Raw genomic sequence first — 24139 nt, 5'->3', positions numbered from 1 at the left:
TCATGGGACGCAGACACTCGTGCGGGCGGTCTTGACGGCCCCTGGCGGTGCCACGAGACTGCGAACGCCAGCCTAATGGGGGCAACGGACAGGGAGGGGGCCCGGTGGACCAGCGCACCACACCCTCCGCCTCCGCCACCCCGCTGCGCCGCTCCTGGCTCACCCGCAGGCTGCACATAGATCTCCTCCGCGTCTGCAGTGCCACGGCCCCGGCCTCCTGAGGCCCCGCCGAGCACGCACGTACGCACGCAGACCGAGGAGAGCCATGTCCCAGACCCATGTCCAGGCCCCTGCCCAGACCCATGTCCAGGCGCCTGTCCAGACCCCTGCCCGGCCCCGCCGGCAGCCCGAGGTCCTCCGGGGCCGGATCGGGACCGGCTTCTCGCCCGAACCGCACCGGTACCGGCTCTACGTGGCCGCCGACGACTGTCCGAGCTGCCTCGGCGTCACCGCCGCCTTCGCCGAGCTGGGCCTGCGGGACACCGTGGCCCTGACCGTCCTGCGGCCCGGCTCCGACCCCGCGGGGCACGACGCGCTCCGCCGCGCCTACGAGGCCGCCGGGCACGACCACGACGGCACGCTCACCGTCCCCGCCCTCTGCGACGGCTGGAGCGGCCGGGTGGTCTCCAATCACGCCCCCGACATCCTGGAGGACCTGCGCAGGCTGAGCGTGCACCCGGCCTTCGGGCCGGCCTTCGGCCCGGCCTCGTAGAACCCCCGAAAAGGCCTTTCGGACCGTTCGCGCGGGCTCCACGCAACGAATCGCCGCCTTCGCCCGCCCATGCGCAACGAATCGATGCGCGGCGCGCAACGGTCACGCCTTGTCCCGGTCGAACGCGCGAACGTACCGTTTAAGGACCCCCACCCCTCCTGCCACAGAGGTACGCCCATGCCCCCGCTGCGCACCGCCCTCCTCCAGAGTTCCGGACGGCTCGGCGACACCGCCGACAACCTGAAGGCGCTCGAAGAGGCCGCGACGCGCGCCGCACAGGCGGGGGCCGGGCTCCTCGTGACCTCGGAGATGTTCCTGACCGGCTACGCGCTGGAGATCGAGGACATCGCGCGGCTCGCCGAACCGGCCGACGGCATGTCCGCCCGCGCCATCGGCGAGATCGCCCGCCGCCACGGACTGGCCGTGCTCTACGGCTACCCCGAGCGGGACGGGGACGCCGTCTACAACGCGGCGCAGCTCGTCGGCCCCGACGGGGAACGGCTCGCGAACTACCGCAAGACCCACCTCTTCGGCGGCTTCGAGCAGGCGGCCTTCACCCCCGGCGACACCCCGGTGGTCCAGGCGGACCTCGGCGGCCTCCGCGTCGGCGTCATGATCTGCTACGACGTGGAGTTCCCCGAGAACGTCCGGGCGCACGCGCTCGCCGGCACCGACCTCCTCCTGGTGCCGACCGCGCAGATGCACCCGTTCCAGTTCGTCGCCGAACAGCTGGTCCCCGTACGGGCCTTCGAGAACCAGATGTACATCGCGTACGTCAACCGCACGGGCCCGGAGGGCGAGTTCGAGTTCGTCGGCCTCAGCTGCCTGGCGAGCCCCGACGGGACCACCCGGACCCGGGCCGGCCGCGGCGAGGAGCTGGTGTTCGGCGAGGCCGACCCCGAACTGCTGCGCGTCTCGCGCGAGACCAACCCGTACCTGCGCGACCGGCGGCCCGGCCTGTACGCCTCGCTCGTCTGACCGCGGTCCACGCACCGCCGCCGCCCACCCCGCCCCCCGGCTTGCCCTTCCCCCCTGCCACACCCCGCTAGGAGTCGTACCCCATGACGTCCACGGTGCCCACCACCGCCGTCCCGCACAGCGACGGCCAGATGCCGATCACGATGTTCGGACCGGACTTCCCCTACGCGTACGACGACTTCCTCGCCCACCCGGCGGGCCTCGGGCAGATACCGGCGACCGAGCACGGCACCGAGGTCGCCGTCATCGGCGGCGGGCTGTCGGGCATCATCTCCGCGTACGAGCTGATGAAGATGGGCCTCAAGCCCGTCGTCTACGAGGCCGACCAGATCGGCGGCCGGCTGCGCACGGTGGGCTTCGAGGGCGCGGGCACCGAGGAACTGACCGCGGAGATGGGCGCCATGCGCTTCCCGCCGTCCTCCACGGCCCTCCAGCACTACATCGACCTCGTCGGGCTGGTCACCGAGCCCTTCCCGAACCCGCTCGCCGAGGCCACCCCCTCGACGGTGGTCGACCTCAAGGGCGAGACCCACTACGCCGAGACCATCGCCGACCTCCCGCAGGTCTACCGCGACGTGTCCGCCGCGTGGAACGCCTGTCTGGAGGAGGGCGCCGACTTCTCCGACATGAACACCGCGATGCGCGAGCGGGACGTCCCGCGCATCCGCGAGATCTGGGCGAAGCTCGTCGAGAAGCTCGACGACGAGACCTTCTACGGGTTCCTCTGCAAGTCCGAGGCCTTCAAGTCCTTCCGCAAGCGCGAGATCTTCGGCCAGGTCGGCTTCGGCACGGGCGGCTGGGACACCGACTTCCCGAACTCCATCCTGGAGATCCTGCGCGTCGTCTACACCGAGGCCGACGACCACCACCGCGGCATCGTGGGCGGCTCGCAGCAGCTCCCGCTGCGCATGTGGGACCGCGAGCCCGAGAAGATCGTGCACTGGGCACAGGGCACCTCCCTCTCCTCCCTGCACGGCGGCACCCCGCGCCCGGCGGTCACCCGCCTGCACCGCACGGCGGGCAACCGCATCACGGTCACGGACGCCTCCGGCGACATCCGCACCTACCGCGCCGCGATCTTCACGGCGCAGTCCTGGATGCTGCTGTCGAAGATCGCGTGCGACGACACGCTCTTCCCGATCGACCACTGGACGGCGATCGAGCGCACCCACTACATGGAGAGCTCCAAGCTCTTCATCCCGGTCGACCGCCCCTTCTGGCTGGACAAGGACGAGGAAACGGGCCGCGACGTCATGTCGATGACCCTGACCGACCGGATGACCCGCGGGACGTACCTCCTGGACAACGGCCCCGACAAGCCGGCCGTCATCTGCCTGTCCTACACCTGGTGCGACGACAGCCTGAAGTGGCTGCCGCTGTCCGCGAACGAGCGGATGGAGGTCATGCTGAAGTCCCTCGGCGAGATCTACCCGAAGGTCGACATCCGCCGCCACATCATCGGCAACCCGGTGACCGTGTCCTGGGAGAACGAGCCCTACTTCATGGGCGCGTTCAAGGCCAACCTGCCGGGCCACTACCGTTACCAGCGCCGCCTGTTCACCCACTTCATGCAGGACCGCCTCCCCGAGGACAAGCGCGGCATCTTCCTCGCGGGCGACGACATCTCCTGGACGGCGGGCTGGGCGGAGGGCGCGGTCCAGACGGCCCTCAACGCCGTCTGGGGCGTCATGCACCACCTCGGCGGCGCCACGGACTCCACCAACCCCGGCCCGGGCGACGTCTACGACGACATAGCCCCGGTAGAACTCCCGGAGGACTGACCTTTAATCCAGCCCCTCCGGCGTTTGAGGAGCGGGGGTCCGGGGGCTGGCCCCCGGGATCGGCGCCGCACGCGGCAGGGGTCCGGGCGGAGCCCGGGGAACGGTGGAAGGGCGGGTAGGGGACAGCCCCGCAGGGCGCCGGGGTCAGCCCGTAGGCGTCAGCAGGCAGCGGCCGACCAGGCCGACGCCCGCGTCGAGGGACTCGGTGAACTCCTCCGCGAGGTCGGGGGAGCGGCGCAGCGACCACAGCAGGCGCGCCGACGCCCACGCCCCCGCACGGGCCCGCTCCAGGCTCCAGGCGCCGAGCAGATGCGTGAGCGGGTCCGCGACCTCCAGCAGGTCCGGGCCCGGCATCAGGTCCTCCCGGATGTGCTCCTCCAGGGAGACCAGGGTGTCACCGACCCGGTCGAAGTCCGCTTCGAGCGCGGCCGGTTCGCAGCCGAGCGAGCGACAGGTGGCGACCACCGCCAGCGCCAGGTCGTGGCCGATGTGCGCGTTGATGCCGGCCAGCGCGTGCTGGAGCGGCCGGATCCCGGGGTGGCGGCGGTACTGGAGGAGCGGCCGCCAGCACGCCGGGGCCCGGTCGGCCTCCACCGCCGTCAGGTAGCGCTCGGCGAAGCGGACGCTGAGGGCTTCCGCCCGGCGGGGCGAGGGGAACGCGCCGTGCGCGATCCCCTCGTGCACGGTCTGCGTCACCGTGAGGTACACCCGGTTGAAGACGGCGACGCCGTCCCGCTCGGGGAGCCGCTCGTCCAGGGCGCGCATCCGCGCCAGCACCGCTTCCATGGGGACCATGGGAGGCAGCGTCGCAGCCGCGGGCCGGGATCAGGGGAACTTGGCCGTACGCTTCCCCGGTTCGGGCGAAACTCCGTCAACCCCGCTTGTCCCCGGGCTCCTCGGCGGCCGTCCCGTCGTACGCGGAGGTACCCGAGTCCAGCAGCGGCTCCTGCTGCTTCAGGTGCGCCGGAGCGAAGTACCGCAGCGCGTGGTAGCCCGTGATCACGACGATCGTGCCGAGCGCGATCCCGCCCAGCTCGAAGCTGTCGCTGATGTTCAGCCGGACCCCGCCGACGCCGATGATGATGCCCGCCGCGGCTGGCACCAGGTTCAGCGGATTGCGCAGGTCCACCCGGCCGTTGATCCAGATCTGCGCGCCGAGCAGGCCGATCATGCCGTACAGGATCACGGTGATCCCGCCCAGCACCCCGCCGGGGATCGCGGCGACGACCGCGCCGAACTTCGGGCACAGGCCGAAGAGCAGGGCGAAGCCGGCCGCCGCCCAGTAGGCCGCCGTGGAGTAGACGCGGGTGGCGGCCATGACGCCGATGTTCTCGGAGTACGTGGTGTTCGGCGGGCCGCCGACCGCCGTGGACAGCATCGACGCGGCGCCGTCGGCGGCGATGGCCGTGCCGAGCTTGTCGTCGAGCGAATCGCCGGTCATCTCGCCGACGGCCTTGATGTGCCCGGCGTTCTCCGCGATCAGCGCGATGACGACCGGCAGCGCGATCAGGATCGCCGACCACTCGAAGGCCGGCGCGTGGAAGGTCGGCAGCCCGACCCAGTCGGCCTTGGCGACCCCGGACAGGTCCAGCCGCCAGTGGTCCACGGCCTCGGGCCCGCCCACCGTCGAGTGGATCTTGCCGAAGACGAGGTCGAAGACCCAGGAGATGCCGTACCCGAAGATCAGGCCGAGGAAGATCGCGATCCGCGACCAGAAGCCCCGCAGGCAGACCACGGCCAGCCCGGTGAACAGCATCGTCAGCAGGGCCGTCCACTGGTCCTGCGGCCAGTACGTGGAGGCCGTCACGGGCGCCAGGTTGAAGCCGATCAGCATCACGACGGCGCCCGTCACCACCGGCGGCATCGCCGCGTGGATGATCCGCGCCCCGAACCGCTGGACCGCCACCCCCGCCAGGAACAGGGCCGCGCCGACCACGAAGACCGCGCCCGTGACGACCGCGCTGTCCCCGCCGCCCGCCCGGATCGCCGCCGCCACGCCCACGAAGGAGAGCGAGCAGCCCAGGTACGAGGGGACCCGGCCGCGGGTCGCCAGCAGGAAGATGACGGTGGCTACACCGGACATCATGATGGCGAGGTTCGGGTCCAGCCCCATCAGGACCGGCGCCACGAAGCTGGCTCCGAACATCGCCACGACGTGCTGGGCGCCCAGCCCGGCGGTCCGCGGCCACGACAGCCGCTCGTCCGGCCGCACCACCGCGCCGGGGGCGGGGGTCCGCCCGTCTCCGTGCAGGGTCCAGCGCACGCCGAGGCCCATGTTCCACCGCTTTTCGTTCGTTCTTCGTTATTCGTCGTGCACCGAGAGCGTGGCCACGCTACGAGGCCGTAGGTGACCAGGCGACATATTACGGCCGGATAGGTGCAGGTTCGTCCCGGTTGGCGGCCGAGGTCCCTGCCGCCACCGGCCGCTGCCGCAGTACGGTCGCCCCCACGATCAGTGCGAACGACAGCAGCGTGACCAGCCCGAACGACACCACCAGCGAGGTCGCGTCGGCCACCGCGCCGATCGCCGACGGGGCGATCAGCCCCGAGGTGTACGTGATCGTCGCGACACCGGCGATGGCCTGCGCCGGGGCCGGACCGCTGCGCGCGGCCGCCGCGAAGGCCAGTGGGACCACCACCGCGATGCCGAGCCCGATCAGCCCGAACCCGGCCAGGGCCGCGGCCGGGTGGTGGACCGTGACCACGAGCAGCCCGCCCGCGGTGGCCAGTGCGCCGCCCACGCGGACCGTGCGGACGGCCCCGAACCGGTCCACGACCTTGTCCCCGACCAGCCGGGCGAGCGCCATCGTCAGCGCGAAGGCGGTGGTCGAGGCGGCCGCGAGGCCGGCGTCCGTGTGCAGCACGTCCCGCAGGTACACCGCGGACCAGTCCAGGCTGGCGCCCTCCGCGAAGACGGCGCAGAAGCCGATCGCGCCGATGAGCAGCGCGGACTTCGGGGGCAGTGCGAAGTGCGGCGGCGCCTCTTCCCCGGCGGTGTCGGTGCGCAGGTCCAGTACGCCCCGTACGGCGATCAGCCCGGCCAGCGTCAGGGCGAGCGCGGCGATCAGGTGGTGCAGGCGGCCGTCCGCGCCGGCGTGCGCGGCGACGGTGCCGGCGGCCGAGCCGATCAGGGCGCCCACGCTCCACATGCCGTGCAGCGAGGACATGATCGAGCGCTTCAGCCGGTTCTCGGTCTCCACGCCCAGGGCGTTCATCGCCACGTCCGACATTCCGGCGGTGGCCCCGTAGACGAAGAGCACGAAGCAGAGCGTCCACAGGTTCGGGGCGAGGCTCGGCAGGATGAGGGCGAGCGTCCACAGGCTCAGCAGCACGCGCAGGGCGGTGCGCGCGCCGAGCCGGTGGTTGATGCGTCCGGCCAGCGGCATCGTCAGCGCCGCGCCGAGCGCGGGGAAGGCGAGGGCCAGTCCCAGGGTGCCCGCGCCGAGCTGCGCGTGGTCCTGGATCCAGGGGATGCGGGTGGCGAAGGAGCCGGTGACTGCGCCGTGTACGCAGAAGACGCCGGCGATGGCGAAGCGGGCATGGCGCAGTCGCGCCGGGCTGAGGTCGGATTCCCCGTTCATGACCCGTAAACTATCAGGTACCCTGCCTGATAGTTAGCCCCCGGAACTCCTAGGATGGGCGCCGTGACTCCTGCCAAGGCCCTGACCGCCACCGCCCGCGCCGCGTCCCCGGCTCCGTCCCCCGCCTCGCCGAGCACGGCACGGGCCATCAACGACCGTCTCGCCCTCCAGCTCCTCCAGGAGGAGGGCCCCCTGACGGCCCCCCAGCTCAAGGAACTGACCGGGCTGTCCCGCCCCTCCGTCGCCGACCTGGTGGGACGCCTCGCCGGAGCCGGGCTGATCGAGGTCGTCGGGGAATCCGGCAAACAGCGGCGCGGACCCAACGCCAAGCTCTACGGGATCGTGGCGCGGCGGGCCTACCTCGCGGCGCTCGACGTACGGACGGACAGCGCGACGGCGGTCGTCGCCGACCTCCTCGGCCGGCCGCTGGCGCAGGCGGCCCTGCCGGTGGACGCCGTGGAGGAAGCGGTGGACCGGCTGGAGGAGCTGGCCCGGGAGGCGGGCGCCGACCGGCTCCACACGGTGGTGATCGGAGCGCCGGGGCTGGTGGCCCCGGGCACCGGAGAGCTCCGCGACAGCGCCGGACTGCCCGCCTGGCACCGGGACCTGGTGGCGGCGCTGCAGCGGCGGCTGCCGGCCGTGGTCGTGGTGGAGAACGAGACCAACCTGGCGGCCCTGGCCGAGCAGCGCGTCGGGGCGGCCCGGGACCTGGAGTCCTTCGTGCTGCTCTGGCTCGGCGACGGGGCCGGCGCCGCGGTGGTGCTCGACGGGCGGCTGCGCCGGGGCGCCTCGGGCGGAGCCGGGGAGATCGGCTTCCTGCCGGTGCCCGGGACGGGCGGCCTCCCCTCGGCCACGAACTGCGAGGGCGGCTTCCACGAGCTGGCGGGGCGCGCCGGGGTGGCCGCGCTCGCCGCGGCCCACGGCTTCGACGGGCCGGTCGAGGAGGCCGTCGCGGGCGCCGCCGGACCGGCCTTCCTCGATGCCCTGGCCGACCGGCTGGCCCTCGGGGCGGCGGCCGTGGCGGCGATCCTGGACCCCGGCTGCGTCGTGCTCGGCGGGGAACTCGGCCACGCGGGCGGACCGGCGCTGGCGGCCGGGGTCGCCCGCCGCCTCACCGCCCTGAGCCCGGTCCCGACCGAGGTCCGCGCCAGCACCCTCGGCGACCCGGCGGTACTCACCGGGGCGCGGCTCGCCGCCCGCGAGTCGGCGCAGTCCGTCCTCTTCACGGCCTGATCGGCCGGGCGGACGTCCCTGTGGCCCGCCACCCGGGTCCGTCCAGCCCTCTGAGCCGAGGGAGTCGGAGGATCTCCACGAGATCACCGGCCGGTCCGGGGAACGCGAGAACCCGGTGGCCGCCGGGCCACCGGGTCCTCACGTCACTTCACCTGTGCGGTCACCCCGTGGGGTGTCAGCAGGCGCCCTGGTCCTTCCAGACGCCCCACTCACCGGTGGTGCCGGGAGTCTCGTTCTGCGTCCACCACTGGGCCTTCCAGTTGCGGCCCTGGTGCGAGACGACGTTGCCGCTGTTGTAGACCGTGCCCGCCACGTACGCGGGGTTGGTGCACGTGCCGCCCGGAGGAGTCGTGGGCGGGGTGGTCGGCGGCGTGGTCGGGGGTGTCGTCGGCGGTGTGGTGGGCGGCGTGGTCGGCGGTGTGGTGGTGCCGCCCGGCTGGACCACGGTGACACCGCGCGCCAGGTCACCGGCGAGCGAGTACGTCGTGCCGGAGATGTTCACCGTCCAGTTGGAGGGCGTGGAGACCGGCAGGTAGTAGTTGAAGGCCAGGTCGACCGAGGCGCCCGGGGCGAGCGTCTGCCAGGCCGGGAGCTTCAGCGAGACCCGGTGGAAGTCGCCCTTCAGACCGCCGACGTTGCTGCCGGTGTGGTCGCTCTTGATCACCTTGGTGCCGAAGCCCGACTGGTCCGAGGCGTTGGCCGGGGACGCGGTCGCGTAGTCGAACTGGAACTCCGTGCCGCCCGGCAGGGTGGCCGTGGTGTTGTTGGTGATCTTGAGCTTCGGGGTGATCGGGTAGTTCGAGTCGCCGAGCTTGAACTCGGTGAACTCGGTCCTGATGTCCACGGCCTGCGTCGGCAGTGCGGTGTTGGACTTCTTGGCGCCGTACGGGGAGGCGGCCTTGAACTTGTCGTACATCAGGGAGGTGAGCGTGTCGCCCATCTCGTACTGGCCCTTGGCGGCGTTCCAGCCGTAGTCGCCCGCCATCTCCCAGACCATGGTGCCGCCGATGCCGCGGTCGATCACGTAGTCGGCCTTGGCCGCCACCGACTGCTCGTCCTCCGTGGAGAGGAAGACCTTCTTCTGCGCGTTCCACAGCCACGGCGCGACCAGGGTCGAGTCGTACTTGCGGGCGTAGGTGCCGGTCAGCGTGGTGTTCGCGGGGAAGCCGTACTTGGTGACGTAGTCGCCGACGATCCCCTTCTCCAGGTTCTTGGCGTGCCACATCGGGTTGGAACCGGCCGGCGACTCGACGCCGTTGGTGTCCTTGTCGTGCCACAGGTTGTCGATGCCGGTCGCGCCGTCACCGCACTTGGTCAGGCCCGCGCCGGCCGGGCAGGTGGTCGCGGAGGCCTTGCCCCACAGACCGTCGGTGCCGCCCTGGACGTTCTTGTGGCCGCGGGTGTAGTACGGCAGGCCGATGTTGATGCGGCCGGCCGGCATGGAGCCGCGGAAGTAGTGGTAGGCCCAGTCGGTGTTGAGGTAGCCGATGTTCCCGTACTGGGAGCTGCCGTACACGTTCGCGGCGGCGAGCTCGGCGTCCTTGCCGTCGTCGAAGAGCGAGGCGTTGGGGCCGACGTACTCGTTCCACGCACCGTGCAGGTCGTAGGACATGATGTTGACGTAGTCCAGATACTTCTGCATCTGGAAGGTCTCCATGCCGCGCAGCAGGTAGCCGGAGGAGGGGGCGGCGACGGTCAGCAGGTAGTGCTTGCCGTCGGCGGCGCCGGCCCGGTCCAGCTTCTCGCGCAGGCTCTTCATGAGGGCGTCGTAGCCCTTGACCAGACCGGCACGGCGGGCGTTGGCCAGCTGCCAGTCCAGCGGGTTGCCCGCGTCCTTCATGGTGGTCGGGTACTCGTAGTCGATGTCGACGCCGTTGAACCCGTACTTGCGGATGAAGTCGACAGAGGAGGCCGCGAAGGTGTCGATGCCGGCCTGGTTGACCGAGCCGTCGGCGTTGGTGGCCATCGAGTAGAAGCCGCCCGACGCGACGCGGTTGCCGTCGTCGCCGAAGTAGCCGCCGGTCTCCGCCCAGCCGCCGACCGAGATCAGCGTCTTGACGTTCGGGTTCTGCTTCTTGAATTTGTTCAGCAGATTGAAATTGCCCTTGTAAGGGAGGGCGGGGTCCATCTCGGCGCCCGCGACGCCCGGCCAGGTCATCCCGGTCGCGGAGTTGTTCGCGTTGTCGGCGCCGACGGAGATCTTGTTGTCGCTGCCCACGTGGGCGAAGGCGTAGTTCAGGTGCGTGACCTTGGACCACGGGATGTTGTGGGGCAGGTAGGCGGGCGTGCCGTCCTTGCCCGTGCGCCAGCCCGTGAAGTAGCCGATGACGCGGCGCTGGTGGTCGGCGCCCATCTTCTCGCGGCCCTCGGTGTCGTAGACCGAGCAGTACGGGACGTCCACGCCCGCGGTCTTGTACAGGCCGTCGGGGCGACAGGACTCGTTGTCGGCGGCGTGCGAGACGCCCGCCGAGAGCCCGGCCACCAGCAGGCCGGCGATTGCGGCGCCGGACGTCAGGAGCATGGCTCTCGTCTTGGTGGGGGACAGCATTGTGCCTCCTGGGGAGGGGAGGATGGCAGGACACAACAGGCTGAAACGTGGTGCGTGTTGGCCCGTGACGTGCGCACATCTGACGGGCTGTCTCCCGGGGAAGATGAAGGGAACGTTAAGAGGACTAGACCAACCCGTCAATAGGTCTGGACCAAAGTGCGCGATCCGGCAAGGTTCGGTGCGTGTGTGTGCGTCGGCGGGGGGCCGAGGGGCGAAGTGGGCCGAACGGCGCAATAGACGCGCCAAAGAACGACCGAATGTGTGACCCAGGCCACATTGACTCACCCGCATGGCCGCCGATCACCCGTGGCACACTGGCTTCAGTACCAGTAGCAGCGCACTCCGGGGTCGGTGTAATTCCGAACCGGCGGTTATAGTCCGCGACCCGTCCGCAGCCAGCGGCCGGTTGACCAGGTGAAATTCCTGGACCGACGGTTAAAGTCCGGATGGGAGGCAGTGCGCGGCGGGCCAGTCACCGGTACGCCGCCGTCGGCGGTCCACCGGCACATCCCTCGGGACGTGCCGTCGAACGGACCGTGTTTCCGGCCTCGGCGTCCCCGCGTGTGCTACCCGCTTCATCTGTCGTATCCCGACAGGCCCCGGAGTCCGTGCCCGATGAGGCAGGAGGACCCGGTGGCGACACACGCCGCGCACGCAGCACCCGACGCGGGGACCCGCGCCATGCGCCGAGCCATCGAGCTCGCCGCCCGCGGACTCGGCTCCACCAGCCCCAACCCGGTCGTCGGCTGCGTCATCACCGACGCCTCGGGCGCCGTCGTGGGCGAAGGCTGGCACGAGCGGGCCGGCGGCCCGCACGCCGAGATCCACGCCCTGAACGCGGCGGGCCCGGCGGCCCACGGCGGCACCGCCTACGTCACCCTCGAACCCTGTAACCACACCGGCCGTACGGGACCCTGCGCCCGCGCCCTCATCGCCGCCGGGATCGCCCGCGTGGTCTACGCGGTCTCCGACCCGAACCCGCAGGCCAGTGGCGGCGGCGCCACCCTGCGCGCCGCCGGGATCGACACCGCCGCCGGACTGCTCGCCGAGGAGGCCGAGGCGGGCAACGCCGCCTGGCTGACCTCCGTACGCCTGGGCCGCCCGTACATCCTGTGGAAGTACGCCGCGACCCTCGACGGCCGCATCGCGGCCGCCGACGGCACCAGCCGCTGGATCAGCTCCCCCGAGTCCCGCGCCGACGTCCACCGGCTGCGTGCCGAGTCCGACGCCGTAGTCGTCGGCTCCGGCACCCTGCGCGCCGACGACCCGCACCTCGCGGTCCGGGGGATCGACGGCTTCACCGCCGCCGACCAGCCCCTGCGCGTGGTCCTGGACACCCACGCCACCATCCGGCCCACCGCCCGGGTGCTGGACGAGGCCGCGCCCACCCTGATCGCCGTCGCCGAGGACGCCGACACCCGCCACCTCGCCGGAGTGGAGCTGGCCCGGCTCCCGTACGACAAGTACGGGATCTCCGTGGACGCCCTGCTGCGCGAGCTGTACGGGCGCGGCATCCGCTCCGTCCTCCTCGAAGGCGGCCCCACCCTGGCCGGCGCCTTCGTCGCCGCCGGGGCCGTGGACAAGGTCGTCGGCTACCTCGCCCCCGTCCTCCTCGGCGCGGGCCCCCTCGCCCTCGCCGACGCCGGCATCGGCACCCTCGCCGACGCGCTCCGGCTCCGCATCACCGAAACCGTCCGCATCGGCACGGACATCCGCGTCACCGCCGTCCCCGCGCCGGCCCCTTCCGCCCCCACAGCCCTCAAGGAGCACTGAGTGTTCACCGGAATCGTCGAAGAACTGGGCGAGGTCGTCGCCGTCGAGGAGCTCGCCGAAGCCTCCCGCTTCCGCCTGCGCGGCCCGGTCGTCACCGAGGACGCCAAGCACGGCGACTCCATCGCCGTCAACGGCGTCTGCCTGACGGTCGTGGAGACCGGTGACGGCGAGTTCACAGCCGACGTCATGCAGGAGACCCTGAACCGCTCCAGCCTCGGCGCCCTCACCCAGGGCTCCCGGGTCAACCTGGAGCGCCCGATGGAGCTCGGCGGACGGCTCGGCGGCCACCTGGTCCAGGGGCACGTGGACGGAACCGGCGAGATCATCTCGCGGACCCCCTCCGAGCACTGGGAGATCGTCAAGGTCGCCCTCCCGGGGAACCTCTCCCGCTACGTCGTCGAGAAGGGCTCCATCACGGTCGACGGCGTCAGCCTCACCGTGGTCGAGGCCGCCGCCGACTGGTTCACCATCAGCCTCATCCCCACCACCCTCGCGCTGACCACCCTGGGCATCAAGAAGCCCGGCGACCCGGTCAACCTCGAGGTCGACGTCCTGGCCAAGTACGTGGAGCGGCTGCTGGCCGCCGGCGTCGACCCCCTGCACCGTGCGGAGGACCCCCGGTGAGCGCCCTGACCTGGCTCAACACAGAGGCCTTCGAGGTCTTCGGCCAGAAGGTCATCTGGTCCGACATGATCGGCAACCTGATCGGCCTGGGCGCCCTCGCGCTCGGCTGGCGGCGCTCCATATGGACCTGGCCCGCCCAGCTCCTCTCCGGCCTGATCCTCGTCGGCGCCTACGCCTCCGCCCATCTCGCAGGCGGGGTCGGAAAGCAGCTCCTCGTCATCGGCGTGGCCGCCTGGGGCTGGCGCGCCTGGCAGCGCGGCAAGCAGGACGCCCAGGACGGCTCCATCGCCGTCCGCACCGCCTCCTGGAAGGAGCGCGGGCTGCTGCTGGCCGGCGCGGCCGCCGGGACCCTGGCCGTCGGCGGACTGTTCACCCTCTACCCGAGCCTGTCGTGGAGCCCGTGGGCCGACGCCTACATCTTCGTCGGCACCATCGTCGCGATGGTCGCCCAGGCCCGCGGCCTGGTCGAGTTCTGGTTCGCCTGGCTCCTCGTCGACCTGGTCGGCGTCCCCCTCGCCTTCAACAGCGGACTGGCCTTCTCCGGCCTCGTCTACGTCGTGTACTTCGCCCTCGTCGTCTGGGGCGCGTACGACTGGTACCAGCGTTCGCGCACCACCACCGCCCCGGCTCTGGAAGGAGCAACGGCATGACCTCCCCGAACCCCGTCCTGAAGCCCGTGCCCGGCGTCGAGACCGAAGAGACCTTCCGGCTCGACCCCGTCGAGCAGGCCATCCGCGACATCGCGGCCGGCCGTCCGGTGGTCGTCGTCGACGACGAGGACCGCGAGAACGAGGGCGACCTCGTCATCGCGGCCGAGAAGGCCACCCCCGAGATCATCGCGTTCATGATGAGCGAGTGCCGCGGCCTGATCTGCGCCCCCCTGGAGGGCGACGAGCTGGAGCGGCTCGAACTCCCGCAGATGGTCCAGCACAACACCGAGTCGATGCAGACCGCCTTCACGGTCTCCGTCGACGCCGGCGGCGCCCACGGAGTCACCACCGGCATCTCGGCCGCCGACCGCGCCACCACCCTGCGGCTGCTGGCCGACGGGGTCTCGGGCCCCGCGGACTTCGTCCGCCCCGGACACGTCTTCCCACTGCGCGCCAAGCCCGGCGGCGTCCTGGTCCGCAACGGCCACACCGAGGCCGCCGTCGACCTCGCCCGCCTCGCGGGCCTGCGCCCGGCCGGCGCCATCGTGGAGATCGCCGGCGAGGACGGGGTGATGCTGCGGCTGCCCGAGCTGATCCCCTTCGCCCGCAAGCACGGCCTGACGATCATCTCCATCGAGGACCTGATCGCCTACCGCCGCTCCGCCGAGCCGACCGTGCGCCGCGAGGCCCAGGTCAGCCTGCCGACCTCCTTCGGCCACTTCACCGCGTACGGGTTCCGCTCCACCGTCGACGGCGTCGAGCACGTGGCCCTCGTCCACGGTGAGATCGGCGACGGCGAGGACGTCCTGGTCCGGATGCACTCCGAGTGCCTGACCGGGGACATCTTCCAGTCGCAGCGCTGCGACTGCGGCCCCCAGCTGCACACCGCCATGGAACGCGTCCAGGCGGCCGGCCGCGGTGTGATCGTCTACCTGCGCGGCCACGAGGGCCGCGGCATCGGCCTGCTGTCGAAGCTGCGCGCCTACGAGCTCCAGGAGCGCGGCCGCGACACCCTCGACGCCAACCTGGAGCTGGGCCTGCCCGCCGACGCCCGCGACTACGGGGCCGGCGCGCAGATGCTCGCCGACCTCGGCGTCCACAGCGTCCGGCTGCTGACCAACAACCCCGAGAAGTCGGCGGCCCTCACCAGCCACGGCATCAAGGTTTCCGACCGGGAGCCGATGCCCATGGAGGCGGGCGAGCACAACCTGCGCTACCTGCGCACCAAGCGGGACCGGATGGGCCACGACCTGCCCTGGCTGGACGGGCCCACGACCACGTCCGCCTGCGGCAACCAGTAACAGACCCCCCAGCACCACACGCAGTAACACCAAACGCACTAACACCACACGCAGTACACACCACACGAATCGCAACGAGGAGCAGAGCTGTGAGCGGCAAGGGCGCACCCGAACTGAGCGTGAAGAACTGCGGAGACCTGCGCGTCGCCGTGATCGCGGCCCAGTGGCACGAGAAGGTCATGGACGGCCTGGTGGACGGCGCCCTGCGGGCCCTGCACGAGCTGGGGATCGACGAGCCCACCGTGCTGCGCGTCCCGGGCAGCTTCGAGCTCCCGGTCGTGGCGAAGGTACTGGCCGGTCGCGGTTACGATGCCATCGTCGCCCTCGGCGTGGTCATCCGCGGCGGCACCCCGCACTTCGACTACGTCTGCCAGGGCGTCACCCAGGGCCTGGTGCAGGTGTCGATCGACACCGGAGTCCCCGTCGGCTTCGGCGTACTGACCTGCGACAACGACGAGCAGGCGCTGGACCGCGCCGGACTCGAGGGGTCGAACGAGGACAAGGGGCACGAAGCGGTCACCGCCGCCGTCTCCACCGCCATGACCCTGCGGACCGTCAGCGAACCCTGGCGCCAGTAGGCAGCCGCCGACCCCGTATTCTGAGGACCATCATGGCGAACAAAACCCCCAAGAGCTTCGAAGAGCTCTTCACCGAGCTCCAGCTCAAGGCCACCGGTGACCCCAGCACCTCCCGTACCGCCGAGCTGGTCGGCAAGGGTGTCCATGCCATCGGCAAGAAGGTCGTAGAAGAGGCCGCCGAGGTCTGGATGGCCGCCGAGTACGAGGGCAAGGAAGCCGCCGCCGAGGAGATCTCCCAGCTGCTCTACCACGTCCAGGTGATGATGGTGGCGCGCGGGATCACCCTCGAAGACGTCTACGCGCACCTCTAGGCCGCACCGGTCCTCAGACCGCAGCAGTTCCGCGCGGGCCCCGGCACACACTGCCGGGGCGTCCGCGCGTTCACCACCCGTACCAGCACACCCTTTCGCACCTACGCACCAAAGGAAGCCCCATGCTGCGCATCGCCGTCCCCAACAAGGGTTCACTCTCCGGACCGGCGTCGGCGATGCTCCATGAGGCCGGCTACCGGATGCGCAAGGAGTCCAAGGAGCTCGTGGTCGTCGACCCCGACAACGAGGTGGAGTTCTTCTACCTCCGCCCCAAGGACATCGCGATCTACGTGTCCTCCGGGAAGCTCGACATCGGCATCACCGGCCGCGACCTGCTGCTCGACTCCGGCGCCAGCGCCGAGGAGATCCTGCCGCTGAACTTCGGCCGCTCCACCTTCCGCTACGCCACCATCCCCGGCACCGCGAAGGGCCCCGAGGACTTCCACGGGATGACCATCGCGACCTCGTACGAGGGAATCGTCGCGAAGCACCTCGCCGACAAGGGCATCGAAGCCTCCGTCGTCCACCTCGACGGCGCGGTCGAGACCGCCATCCAGCTCGGCGTCGCCCAGATCATCGCCGACGTCGTCGAGACCGGCACCAGCCTGCGCAACGCCGGACTCGAGGTCATCGGCGAGCCGATCATGACCTCCGAGGCCGTCGTCATCCGCGGCAGCAACACCGACCCCGAGGACCCCCGGGCCCAGCAGTTCCTGCGCCGCCTCCAGGGCGTCCTCGTCGCCCGCAGCTACGTGATGATGGACTACGACTGCCGCGCCGAGCACCTGGAGCGCGCGGTCGCCCTCACCCCGGGCCTGGAGTCGCCGACGGTCTCCCCGCTGCACAACGAGGGCTGGGTCGCCGTCCGCGCCATGGTCCCCGCCAAGGAGGCCCAGCGGATCATGGACGACCTGTACGAGCTCGGCGCGCGCGCGATCCTCACCACCTCGATCCACGCCTGCCGCCTCTGACGGGTCCGCCGGCGCTCCGCCGCGCGGCGCGCCCCTCACGATCCGGCACACGATTCGGCTCACCATCCGGCACCACCCGAAGGCACCTGACGAACATGGCCGACGCCACCGCCCAGCCCGCACCGCCCGCCCTGCCGGTCACCTTCCGGCCGACCCGTACCCGGGCCGTCCTGCTGGGCGTGGGCGCCGCCATGTTCGTGACGATCACCGCGATCGCGCTGGGCCTCGAAACCCTGCACCCCGGTGAGCGGATCGCCTTCGTCTTCACCGCGGCCCTGCTCTCCTCCGTGCTCGTCCTGCTCAGCCGCCCCAAGGTGGTCGCCGACGAGACCGGGGTCACGGTCGTCAACCTCACCACCACCCGCCGCCTGGAGTGGGCGCAGATCCTGCGCGTCAACCTCCGCCCCGGCGACGCCTGGGTGTTCCTCGACCTGAGCGACGGCACCAGCCTGCCCGCCCTGGGCATCCAGCCCGGGGTCGCCAAGGCCCAGGCGATCGGCGACGCCCGCGCCCTGCGCGCCCTGGCCGAAGCCCACGGAACCGGCTCAAAGAACGACTGAGCCCGGCCGACCTCGTCGCTGCGTCCCATTGCGGCGGCGATCTCAATGACTAACCTGGTGTGGGGGCGCGACCGTGCGCCCTCCCACCGGCCCCGGGACCCCGAGGCCCGTGGGCACCTGCGACTCGAGGAGTGACTCCCTCCAGCAATGGACGGATCGTCCGGTAGTACACGCGCCGCCCTCCCCACGGAGGCGGCGGCATGACCATCCCGCTACTCCTGCTCGTGGCGGCTTTCGCCCTGATCCTCGCCAACGGTTTCTTCGTGGCAGCCGAATTCGGCCTCGTCACCGTCGAGAGACCCGAGGCCGAACGCGCCGCGGCCGAGGGCGACCGCCGTGCCCGCACGGTCGTCGCAGCCCTGCGGGAGCTGTCCTTCCAGCTCTCCGGCACCCAGCTCGGCATCACCATCACCTCCCTCGTGGTCGGCATGCTCGCCGAGCCCGCCCTCGCAGCCCTGCTGGCCGGGCCGCTCGAAGCGACCGGCCTCCCCAAGGGCGCCGTACCCGGCGTGGCCGTCGTCATCGGCATGCTGCTCGCCTCCGCCGTCCAGATGGTCGTCGGCGAGCTCGTCCCGAAGAACTGGGCCGTCTCCCGGCCGCTCCAGGTGGCCCGTTTCGTGGCCGGCCCGCAGCACGTCTTCTCCCGGGTCTTCCGGCCGGTCATCGCGGGCCTCAACGCCGTCGCCAACCGGCTCGTCCGGGCGCTCGGCGTGGAGCCCACCGAAGAGATGGCCTCCGCCCGCACCCCCGGCGAACTGGTCTCCCTGGTCCGCCATTCGGCCCAGGCCGGCGCCCTGGAACAGGACACCGCCGACCTCTTCGTACGGACCCTCTCGCTGGGCGAGCTCACGGCGCAGCTGGTCATGACCCCCCGGGTCAAGGTCAGCGCCCTCCAGCACACGGCCACCGCGGCCGACGTGCTCAACCTGACCCGCGCCACGGGCCTGTCCCGCTTCCCCGTCTACCGCGAGCGCATCGACGAGATCACCGGGGTCGTCCACCTCAAGGACGCCCTCGCCGTGCCCGAGTCCGAGCGCGCCCGCACCAGCGTCAGCGGGATCTGCGTGGCCCCGATGCTGGTGCCCGGCTCCCTGCCGGTGCAGCCGCTGCTGGAACGGCTGCGCAGCGAACAGCCCATGGCCGTGGTCGTCGACGAGTACGGCGGCACCGCCGGCGTCGTCACCCTGGAGGACATCGTGGAGGAGCTCGTCGGCGAAGTCCGCGACGAGCACGACCTCGCGGAGGACGGCAGCCCCGAACTGGCCGCCGTACCCGCCGAGGACGGCCGCCCCTCCTGGGAGGCCGACGGGAGCTGCCGCGTGCAGACCCTGCGCCGGATAGGCCTGGAGGTCCCCGAAGGCCCGTACGAGACCGTCGCCGGGCTCGTCGCCGACCTGCTCGGCCGGATCCCCGCCCCCGGGGACCGCGCCGAACTGCCCGGCTGGAAGCTCTCCGTGCGCCAGGTCCGGCGCTACCGCGCCGAGCGGGTCCGCCTCGTGCGCACCGCTCCCGCGGGCTCCGGCGCACCGGGCTCCGACGGACAGGGCTTCGGCGGACAGGGCTTCGGCGGGCGCGGCTTCGACCGGCTCGGTTCGCCGTCCGCCGCCCCTGCGGAGCTGGCACGGGTGGGTGGCCGGTGAACGCGCTCCAACTGCTGTTCGCCCTGCTCCTCGTCCTGGCCAACGGCTTCTTCGTCGGCGCCGAGTTCGCCCTCGTCTCCGTGCGCCGCAGCCAGATCGAACCTCTGGCGGCCGGCTCCAAGCGGGCCCGTCAGGTGCTCTACGGCCTGGAGAACCTGCCGCGCATGATGGCCGCCGCGCAGTTCGGCATCACCATGTGCTCGCTCACCCTGGGAGCCGTGGCCGAGCCCACCGTGGCCCGGCTCCTGGAGCCCGTCTTCCACGCCGCACACGTGCCCGAAGGCCTGATCCACCCGCTGGGCTACGCGGTGGCCCTCACCGCGGTGATCTTCCTGCACCTGGTCATCGGCGAGATGGTCCCCAAGAACCTCGCCATGGCCGCCCCCGAGAAGACGGCCCTGTGGTTCAGCCCCGGTCTGGTCGCCTTCGCCCGGGTCTGCGGACCGGTCACCACGGCGCTGGGCGCCTGCGCCACGCTGATCCTGAGGCTCTTCAAGGTGGAGCCGAAGGACGAGGTCGAGGCCGTCTACACCTCCGCTCAGCTCGGCCGCCTGCTCATGGACTCCCGGCAGGCCGGTCTTCTGGAGCCGGTCGAACAGGAGCGCCTGGAGGACGCGCTGGAACTGGGCAGCCGCCCGGTCACCGACGTCCTCCTCGCCCCGGACCGGCTGGTCACGGTCGGACCGGCCGTCACCCCGCGCCAGATCGAGCAGCTCACGGTCCGCACCGGGTACTCCCGCTTCCCCGTCCGCACCGACAGCGGCGCCTTCATGGGCTACCTGCACGTGAAGGACGTCCTCGACCTGGAGGACCGGGAGCGGGCCGTCCCCCAGCGGGTCTGGCGCCGCATGACCACGATCTGCTCCACGCTCCCGCTGGACGACGCCCTCAGCGTCATGCGCCGGGACGCCACCCACCTCGCCCAGGTCGCCGACCCGGCCGGACGGGTGCTCGGCCTGGTCGCCATGGAGGACGTACTGGAAACCCTGGTGGGAGAGGTCCGCGACCCCGCGCACCGCACGGCTCCGGCCGTCCGCCGGCCCGAACTCCGCTCGGAGGGGGCACTCACCGGCTGACGCCGTCGCCGGACCCGTGCACGACGGGTCCGGCGGCCGTGCCGGGCCCCCATAATCGGGGTGCGGCGCGGGAGGGGCGGGGTCATGCGGTCCGACGAACGGGACGAGCACGGCGAGCGCGAGGATCACGGTGGGCCTGACGGGTCTGACGGGTCTGACGGGCCTGGTGAGCCAGGTGAGCCTGAGGGGTCTGTCGGGCACCGGGACCCGGACCTCCGGGACATGGCCCGCGAGGTGCTGGATCTGCTGAGGGAGGACCCCGACGCGCCCTCCCCGGTGGCGCGCCGCCTGCGCGAGGTGCTCCTCGACGGGCTGCCGGCCGAACGGGTGGGCGCCGTCGCCGCCTTCGAGCGCGAACCCCACGCACCGGCCGCGGCCCTGGCCCTCGAATCGGCCCTGAGGGAACGCGCGGCGGCGGACCCGGAGTTCGCGGTCCGGGTCCGGGTCCTGCTGCGAGGCGGGCTCGGCGCCGGTGAGGCGGACGAGCAGTGGGCCGAGCGGTACGGCGGACGGCCCCTCTCCGCGGTCTGGTTCCTGATCGCCGCCGTCGTCGCGCTCTTCGTCCTCAACGCCTTCGCGGCCTGCGCCGGCCCGCCGCCGGACATTCCGTAGCACGGGGTTGCGGGATGCCGGCGCGGGACGGGCGCCGGAGGCGCTCACAGCGGCGGCGGCTCCGGCCGTTCCTGCGGCCCGCGGCCGGACAGGACCTCCCCGTACGCCTGCATCAGGTCCGCCAGCCGCAGGGTGGACAGATCGTCCCGCGAGGGATCACCCGCGAAGCCGGCCAGCCGCAAGTCCCGGTACGCGCAGCTCTTCTCGTACAGCGTGCGCAGGAACCGGCCGTTGCCCAGTTCGTCGATCCACCCCTGCTCCACCACGTGCCCGCTGATGCTCCGCAGCTCCTCCAGTGCCTCCTCGTCCCACCGGTCGCCGTTGGCGTCCGCCAGGACCCCGCCGATCGAGGTGAGTTCGAGCGGCCGGTAGCTGGGGAAGTCCACCCGCGTGGTGAACCGCGAGGACAGCCCCGGATTCGTGGCGAGCAGCCGGTCCATCCCCGCCGGATAGCCCGCGAGGATCACGACCAGGTGGTCGCGGTTGTCCTCCGCCCGCTTCAGCAGCACCTGCAGGGCCTCGTCGCCGTACGCGTCGCCCTTGCTGTAGCCGGAGTTGGAGAGGCTGTACGCCTCGTCCACGAACAGCACCCCGCCGATCGCCGAGTCGATCAGCTCGTTCGCCTTCACGGCGGTCTGCCCGAGGAACTCGCCGACCAGGTCCGCGCGCCCGGCCTCCACGAGGTGGTCGCCGCCGAGCAGGCCCAGCGCGTAGAAGACCCGGCCCAGGATCCGCGCCACCGTGGTCTTGCCCGTGCCCGAGGGGCCGGAGAAGACGAAGTGCCGCTTCGGCGGCTGCACCGGCAGTCCCTGACCCGTCCGCAGCCTGGCCATGTGCAGCTGTGCGGAGAGCGCCTTCACCTGCCGTTTGACCGGCTCCAGGCCCACCATCCGCTCGAGCTCCGCGAGCGCGTCGGCCAGCGCCGCCGGATCCGCCGGCCCGGCCGGCAGCCCCACCGGTCCCGGCTGCGCGGGCAGCGAGGCCTTGCGCCGTACGCCGGCCGGCAGCTCCGCACCGGGCCCCGGTGCCCCCGGGCCGTGCCGCGGCTCCGGCGGGTCGGACGCCGTCAGCGGGTCCGCGTCGGGCTGCCCGTCGGCGGCGATGCCCTGGACCGGACCGCCGCCGCCCAGCGCCACCGCCGCGAAGTCCCCGCCCGACGGGGCCGGTCCGTGCCCGCCGAGGGCCTCGTAGCCGGCGCCGCTCGCGTACCCGGCCAGGCCGTCGGCGTCCTCGCTGTCCTCGATCGCCGTCAGCCGGGCCGCCGTGTCCATGAACGCCGGGTCCACCCGGTGCACCGCCCGGTACAGCGGCAGCGCCGCCGCACTGCGCCCGGTCCCCTCGTGCGCCCGCGCCAGCCAGTACCGCAGCTCCTTGCGCTGGGGCTGCTCGCTGCGGCAGCGCATCAGCGAGGCCGACAGCAGCGGCTCGGCCTGCCCGTACATCTCAAGCCGGACCCGGGCCATCCCGCCGAACAGGCCCGCCTCGATGCCCAGGAGCGGATCGTCGACCAGCGATTCGGTGGAGCGGACCAACTGCTCCCAGTCCTTGACCAGATAGGCCCGGCAGGCGTGCAGGAACCGGACGTGCGGGTCGGTGTCCACGGGCGGCAGGGCCGCGAGCGCCTGGTCCAGCTCGGGGACGTGGCGCCCGTCCAGCCAGTGCGAGGCGTGGGCCAGGAGCAGGTCCCGCCTGGTCTCCAGTACCGGCTGCACCCACCAGCCCAGCCAGTACCAGGAGTTCAGCGTCCGCCGGTGGCGGGCCCGCTGTTCCCCGAAGCGGTCCCGGTGGGCGTACATGCGCAGTAACGCGTTCGTGGTGTCGACGCGGAGCGCGTGCAGGCCCAGCCAGGCATCCGCCATCCCGGGATCGAGTCGTACGGCCGTCCGGAACTCCTCCTCGGCCTGCGGGTAGGCGCCCATCGTGCAGGCGTCCACTCCTCGCAGCCAGGCGAGTTCGGCCGGGGCGTGCGCGCTGCTGCCGTGCGCGGCGAAGTCCATCACATCCCCCACAAGCGTGCCCCCGTGGTGCCCAGCAACCCCCGCGATGCATACGCGAGTTGTCGCTGCGCCGATGAAATCAGGGGTGCATCGTACCTGCGGTTACGCACCTTACGTAGGGTGCGGTGAAGACGGGCCGGGTGCGTATCAGGGTGGTCCACGGTGACGCAGGGTGAGAAATCGGCCGGGATGTGCCCCGTGCGACGCCGCGACGGAGGAGTGCCGGGCGGGACTTTCCCCGTGATCGGGGACGGCACGAAGCCCCCGATCACGGGGGAACAATCGGGGGCTCCATGTCGCGGCGGCCGGTGAGGGCCGCTTCTTCAGAACGTAAGGCCGTCCGCGCCCCCGGGTCAAGCAGCCCGGAGGCGCCCGGAAAGAGGGACTTTCCGAGGCCCTTCAGCCCTGGGGGCCCTCATCACCCTCTGTCACCCAACCGGTGATTCCAGCCGCCCCAGCCGCCCCGGAAGTCCACTCGTATCCCGTACCGCTCTGCCGCACCAGGGTGTCCGCGAAGGGGCGCGAAGGGTCATCCGAGAAGTGCGCGAGCTCCGCGCGCTCCCATCCGTCCCAGAAGTCGGAAAGTTCACGCCCGTCCCGGTCGCGCCCGCGCCCCCACGACTTCGCACGCGGGGTCTCCATCCACAGCAGCCGCGCGAGGTGCGGACGCAGGGCGCGCCGTCCGGCGCCGACCCCCTCCACGAGCAGCACCGGGCCCGGCTCCAGCACCCGCTCCGGCCCGAACCGCCGCTCGACCCAGTCGTACGGCGCCCAGTGCGCGGCCCGCCCCCCGGCGAGCGGCTCCAGCACCTGAGCCCGCAGCCGCCCCACCCAGCCGAACAGCTCCTCGTGCGTGGCCACATCGTCCAGCCGCAGCACGGGAACCCCGCCCAGCGCCTCGGCGAGCGCCTTGGCGAACGTCGTCTTCCCGGACCCGGCGTGCCCGTCGATCCCGACGAGCCGGACGGGACCGAGGGAGGGCGGCAGAGCGAGGATCTCGTGTGCGAGGGGCTGGAGCGAAGGCTGATGTTCCACGCCCCCACCGTATGACCTCCGCCGCGGTGCGTGCCGGAGCGGCCCTGCGGGGGCTGTCCCCTACCCGCCCTTCCGCCGTTCCCCGGGCCGGGCCCGGACCCCCTGGGGCTCCGCCCCGGACCCCGCGCCTCAAACGCCGGCGAGGCTGGATTTTGCCGCGCAGCGGCATCTCCCAGCC

General features: G+C 72.0%; 21 protein-coding genes and 1 riboswitch. Of the genes, 15 read left to right on the top strand and 6 right to left on the bottom strand.

Features of this window, described 5'->3' with window-relative positions:
* Positions 1-265: 265 nt before the first annotated feature.
* The 3 genes from ACFWBW_RS31645 (at position 266) to ACFWBW_RS31635 (ending at position 3471) form a co-directional block, all read left to right on the top strand.
* Positions 266-712, top strand: a complete 447-nt coding sequence (locus tag ACFWBW_RS31645; RefSeq protein ID WP_385379771.1) for a hypothetical protein — start codon at positions 266-268, stop codon at positions 710-712.
* Between the two features lie 177 nt (positions 713-889).
* Positions 890-1690, top strand: a complete 801-nt coding sequence (locus ACFWBW_RS31640; RefSeq protein ID WP_385379768.1) for a carbon-nitrogen hydrolase family protein — start codon at positions 890-892, stop codon at positions 1688-1690.
* An 83-nt stretch (positions 1691-1773) separates the two neighbouring features.
* A complete protein-coding gene (locus ACFWBW_RS31635; protein ID WP_385379765.1) occupies positions 1774-3471 on the top strand; it encodes a flavin monoamine oxidase family protein in 1698 nt (565 codons plus the stop codon).
* Positions 3472-3615: 144 nt separating this feature from the next.
* Here the strand turns inward: ACFWBW_RS31635 and ACFWBW_RS31630 are convergent, their stop codons facing one another.
* The 3 genes from ACFWBW_RS31630 to ACFWBW_RS31620 form a co-directional block, all read right to left on the bottom strand.
* Complete coding sequence (locus ACFWBW_RS31630) at positions 3616-4257, bottom strand: DUF5995 family protein (protein WP_385379833.1); 642 nt, start codon at positions 4255-4257, stop codon at positions 3616-3618.
* A gap of 85 nt (positions 4258-4342) precedes the next feature.
* On the bottom strand, positions 4343-5746 hold the full coding sequence (locus ACFWBW_RS31625) for a uracil-xanthine permease family protein (protein ID WP_385379762.1): 1404 nt from the start codon (positions 5744-5746) through the stop codon (positions 4343-4345).
* 88 nt (positions 5747-5834) lie between these two features.
* Entirely contained in the window at positions 5835-7052 is a 1218-nt protein-coding gene (locus ACFWBW_RS31620; RefSeq protein WP_385379759.1) for an MFS transporter, read from the bottom strand.
* Between the two features lie 54 nt (positions 7053-7106).
* Between ACFWBW_RS31620 and ACFWBW_RS31615 the strand changes: the two genes are divergently transcribed.
* Positions 7107-8285, top strand: a complete 1179-nt coding sequence (locus ACFWBW_RS31615; RefSeq protein ID WP_385379756.1) for an ROK family transcriptional regulator — start codon at positions 7107-7109, stop codon at positions 8283-8285.
* Between the two features lie 175 nt (positions 8286-8460).
* Here ACFWBW_RS31615 and ACFWBW_RS31610 read toward each other — a convergent pair whose 3' ends face one another.
* Positions 8461-10833: a chitinase C-terminal domain-containing protein gene (locus tag ACFWBW_RS31610; protein WP_385379753.1), complete on the bottom strand. Its 2373-nt coding sequence runs from the start codon at positions 10831-10833 to the stop codon at positions 8461-8463.
* A 333-nt stretch (positions 10834-11166) separates the two neighbouring features.
* A riboswitch (FMN riboswitch) is annotated at positions 11167-11297 on the top strand.
* Positions 11298-11448: 151 nt separating this feature from the next.
* Between ACFWBW_RS31610 and ribD the strand changes: the two genes are divergently transcribed.
* The 11 genes from ribD to ACFWBW_RS31555 all read left to right on the top strand — a co-directional run bounded on the left by ribD (position 11449) and on the right by ACFWBW_RS31555 (position 20929).
* A complete protein-coding gene (ribD, locus tag ACFWBW_RS31605; protein WP_385379750.1) occupies positions 11449-12606 on the top strand; it encodes a bifunctional diaminohydroxyphosphoribosylaminopyrimidine deaminase/5-amino-6-(5-phosphoribosylamino)uracil reductase RibD in 1158 nt (385 codons plus the stop codon).
* Entirely contained in the window at positions 12607-13230 is a 624-nt protein-coding gene (locus ACFWBW_RS31600; RefSeq protein ID WP_385379747.1) for a riboflavin synthase, read from the top strand.
* Positions 13227-13880, top strand: coding sequence for a nicotinamide riboside transporter PnuC (locus ACFWBW_RS31595; RefSeq protein WP_385379744.1), 654 nt, complete (start codon positions 13227-13229; stop codon positions 13878-13880). The genes ACFWBW_RS31600 and ACFWBW_RS31595 overlap by 4 nt, the downstream gene beginning before the upstream one ends.
* Positions 13877-15181, top strand: coding sequence for a bifunctional 3,4-dihydroxy-2-butanone-4-phosphate synthase/GTP cyclohydrolase II (locus ACFWBW_RS31590; protein ID WP_385379741.1), 1305 nt, complete (start codon positions 13877-13879; stop codon positions 15179-15181). The genes ACFWBW_RS31595 and ACFWBW_RS31590 overlap by 4 nt, the downstream gene beginning before the upstream one ends.
* Before the next feature lie 89 nt (positions 15182-15270).
* A complete protein-coding gene (gene ribH, locus ACFWBW_RS31585) occupies positions 15271-15759 on the top strand; it encodes a 6,7-dimethyl-8-ribityllumazine synthase (RefSeq protein WP_327307789.1) in 489 nt (162 codons plus the stop codon).
* 32 nt (positions 15760-15791) lie between these two features.
* Positions 15792-16070, top strand: coding sequence for a phosphoribosyl-ATP diphosphatase (locus ACFWBW_RS31580; protein ID WP_385379737.1), 279 nt, complete (start codon positions 15792-15794; stop codon positions 16068-16070).
* Positions 16071-16192: 122 nt separating this feature from the next.
* Entirely contained in the window at positions 16193-17041 is an 849-nt protein-coding gene (hisG, locus tag ACFWBW_RS31575) for an ATP phosphoribosyltransferase (RefSeq protein WP_385379733.1), read from the top strand.
* A 95-nt stretch (positions 17042-17136) separates the two neighbouring features.
* Positions 17137-17601 carry a PH domain-containing protein gene (locus tag ACFWBW_RS31570; RefSeq protein WP_385379730.1) on the top strand — a complete coding sequence of 155 codons (465 nt, stop codon included), beginning with the start codon at positions 17137-17139 and terminating at the stop codon, positions 17599-17601.
* A 200-nt stretch (positions 17602-17801) separates the two neighbouring features.
* Entirely contained in the window at positions 17802-19241 is a 1440-nt protein-coding gene (locus ACFWBW_RS31565; protein WP_385379727.1) for a hemolysin family protein, read from the top strand.
* Positions 19238-20317: a hemolysin family protein gene (locus ACFWBW_RS31560; protein WP_385379724.1), complete on the top strand. Its 1080-nt coding sequence runs from the start codon at positions 19238-19240 to the stop codon at positions 20315-20317. Before ACFWBW_RS31565 ends, ACFWBW_RS31560 begins: the two co-directional genes overlap by 4 nt.
* Positions 20318-20539: 222 nt before the next feature.
* Entirely contained in the window at positions 20540-20929 is a 390-nt protein-coding gene (locus ACFWBW_RS31555; protein WP_385379722.1) for a hypothetical protein, read from the top strand.
* 44 nt (positions 20930-20973) lie between these two features.
* Here ACFWBW_RS31555 and ACFWBW_RS31550 read toward each other — a convergent pair whose 3' ends face one another.
* Positions 20974-22926 (bottom strand): AAA family ATPase, encoded by a 1953-nt coding sequence (locus tag ACFWBW_RS31550; RefSeq protein WP_385379719.1) that lies wholly within the window; start codon positions 22924-22926, stop codon positions 20974-20976.
* Positions 22927-23325: 399 nt separating this feature from the next.
* Positions 23326-23961, bottom strand: a complete 636-nt coding sequence (locus ACFWBW_RS31545; protein ID WP_385379716.1) for a uridine kinase — start codon at positions 23959-23961, stop codon at positions 23326-23328.
* Positions 23962-24139: the final 178 nt, after the last annotated feature.

Origin of the sequence: Streptomyces sp. NPDC059957 (assembly GCF_042730015.1) — a bacterium.
Lineage (GTDB): Bacteria > Actinomycetota > Actinomycetes > Streptomycetales > Streptomycetaceae > Streptomyces.
The sequence above is the reverse complement of the archived record's forward strand: the minus strand, read 5'-3'. Positions and strand labels throughout refer to the sequence as shown.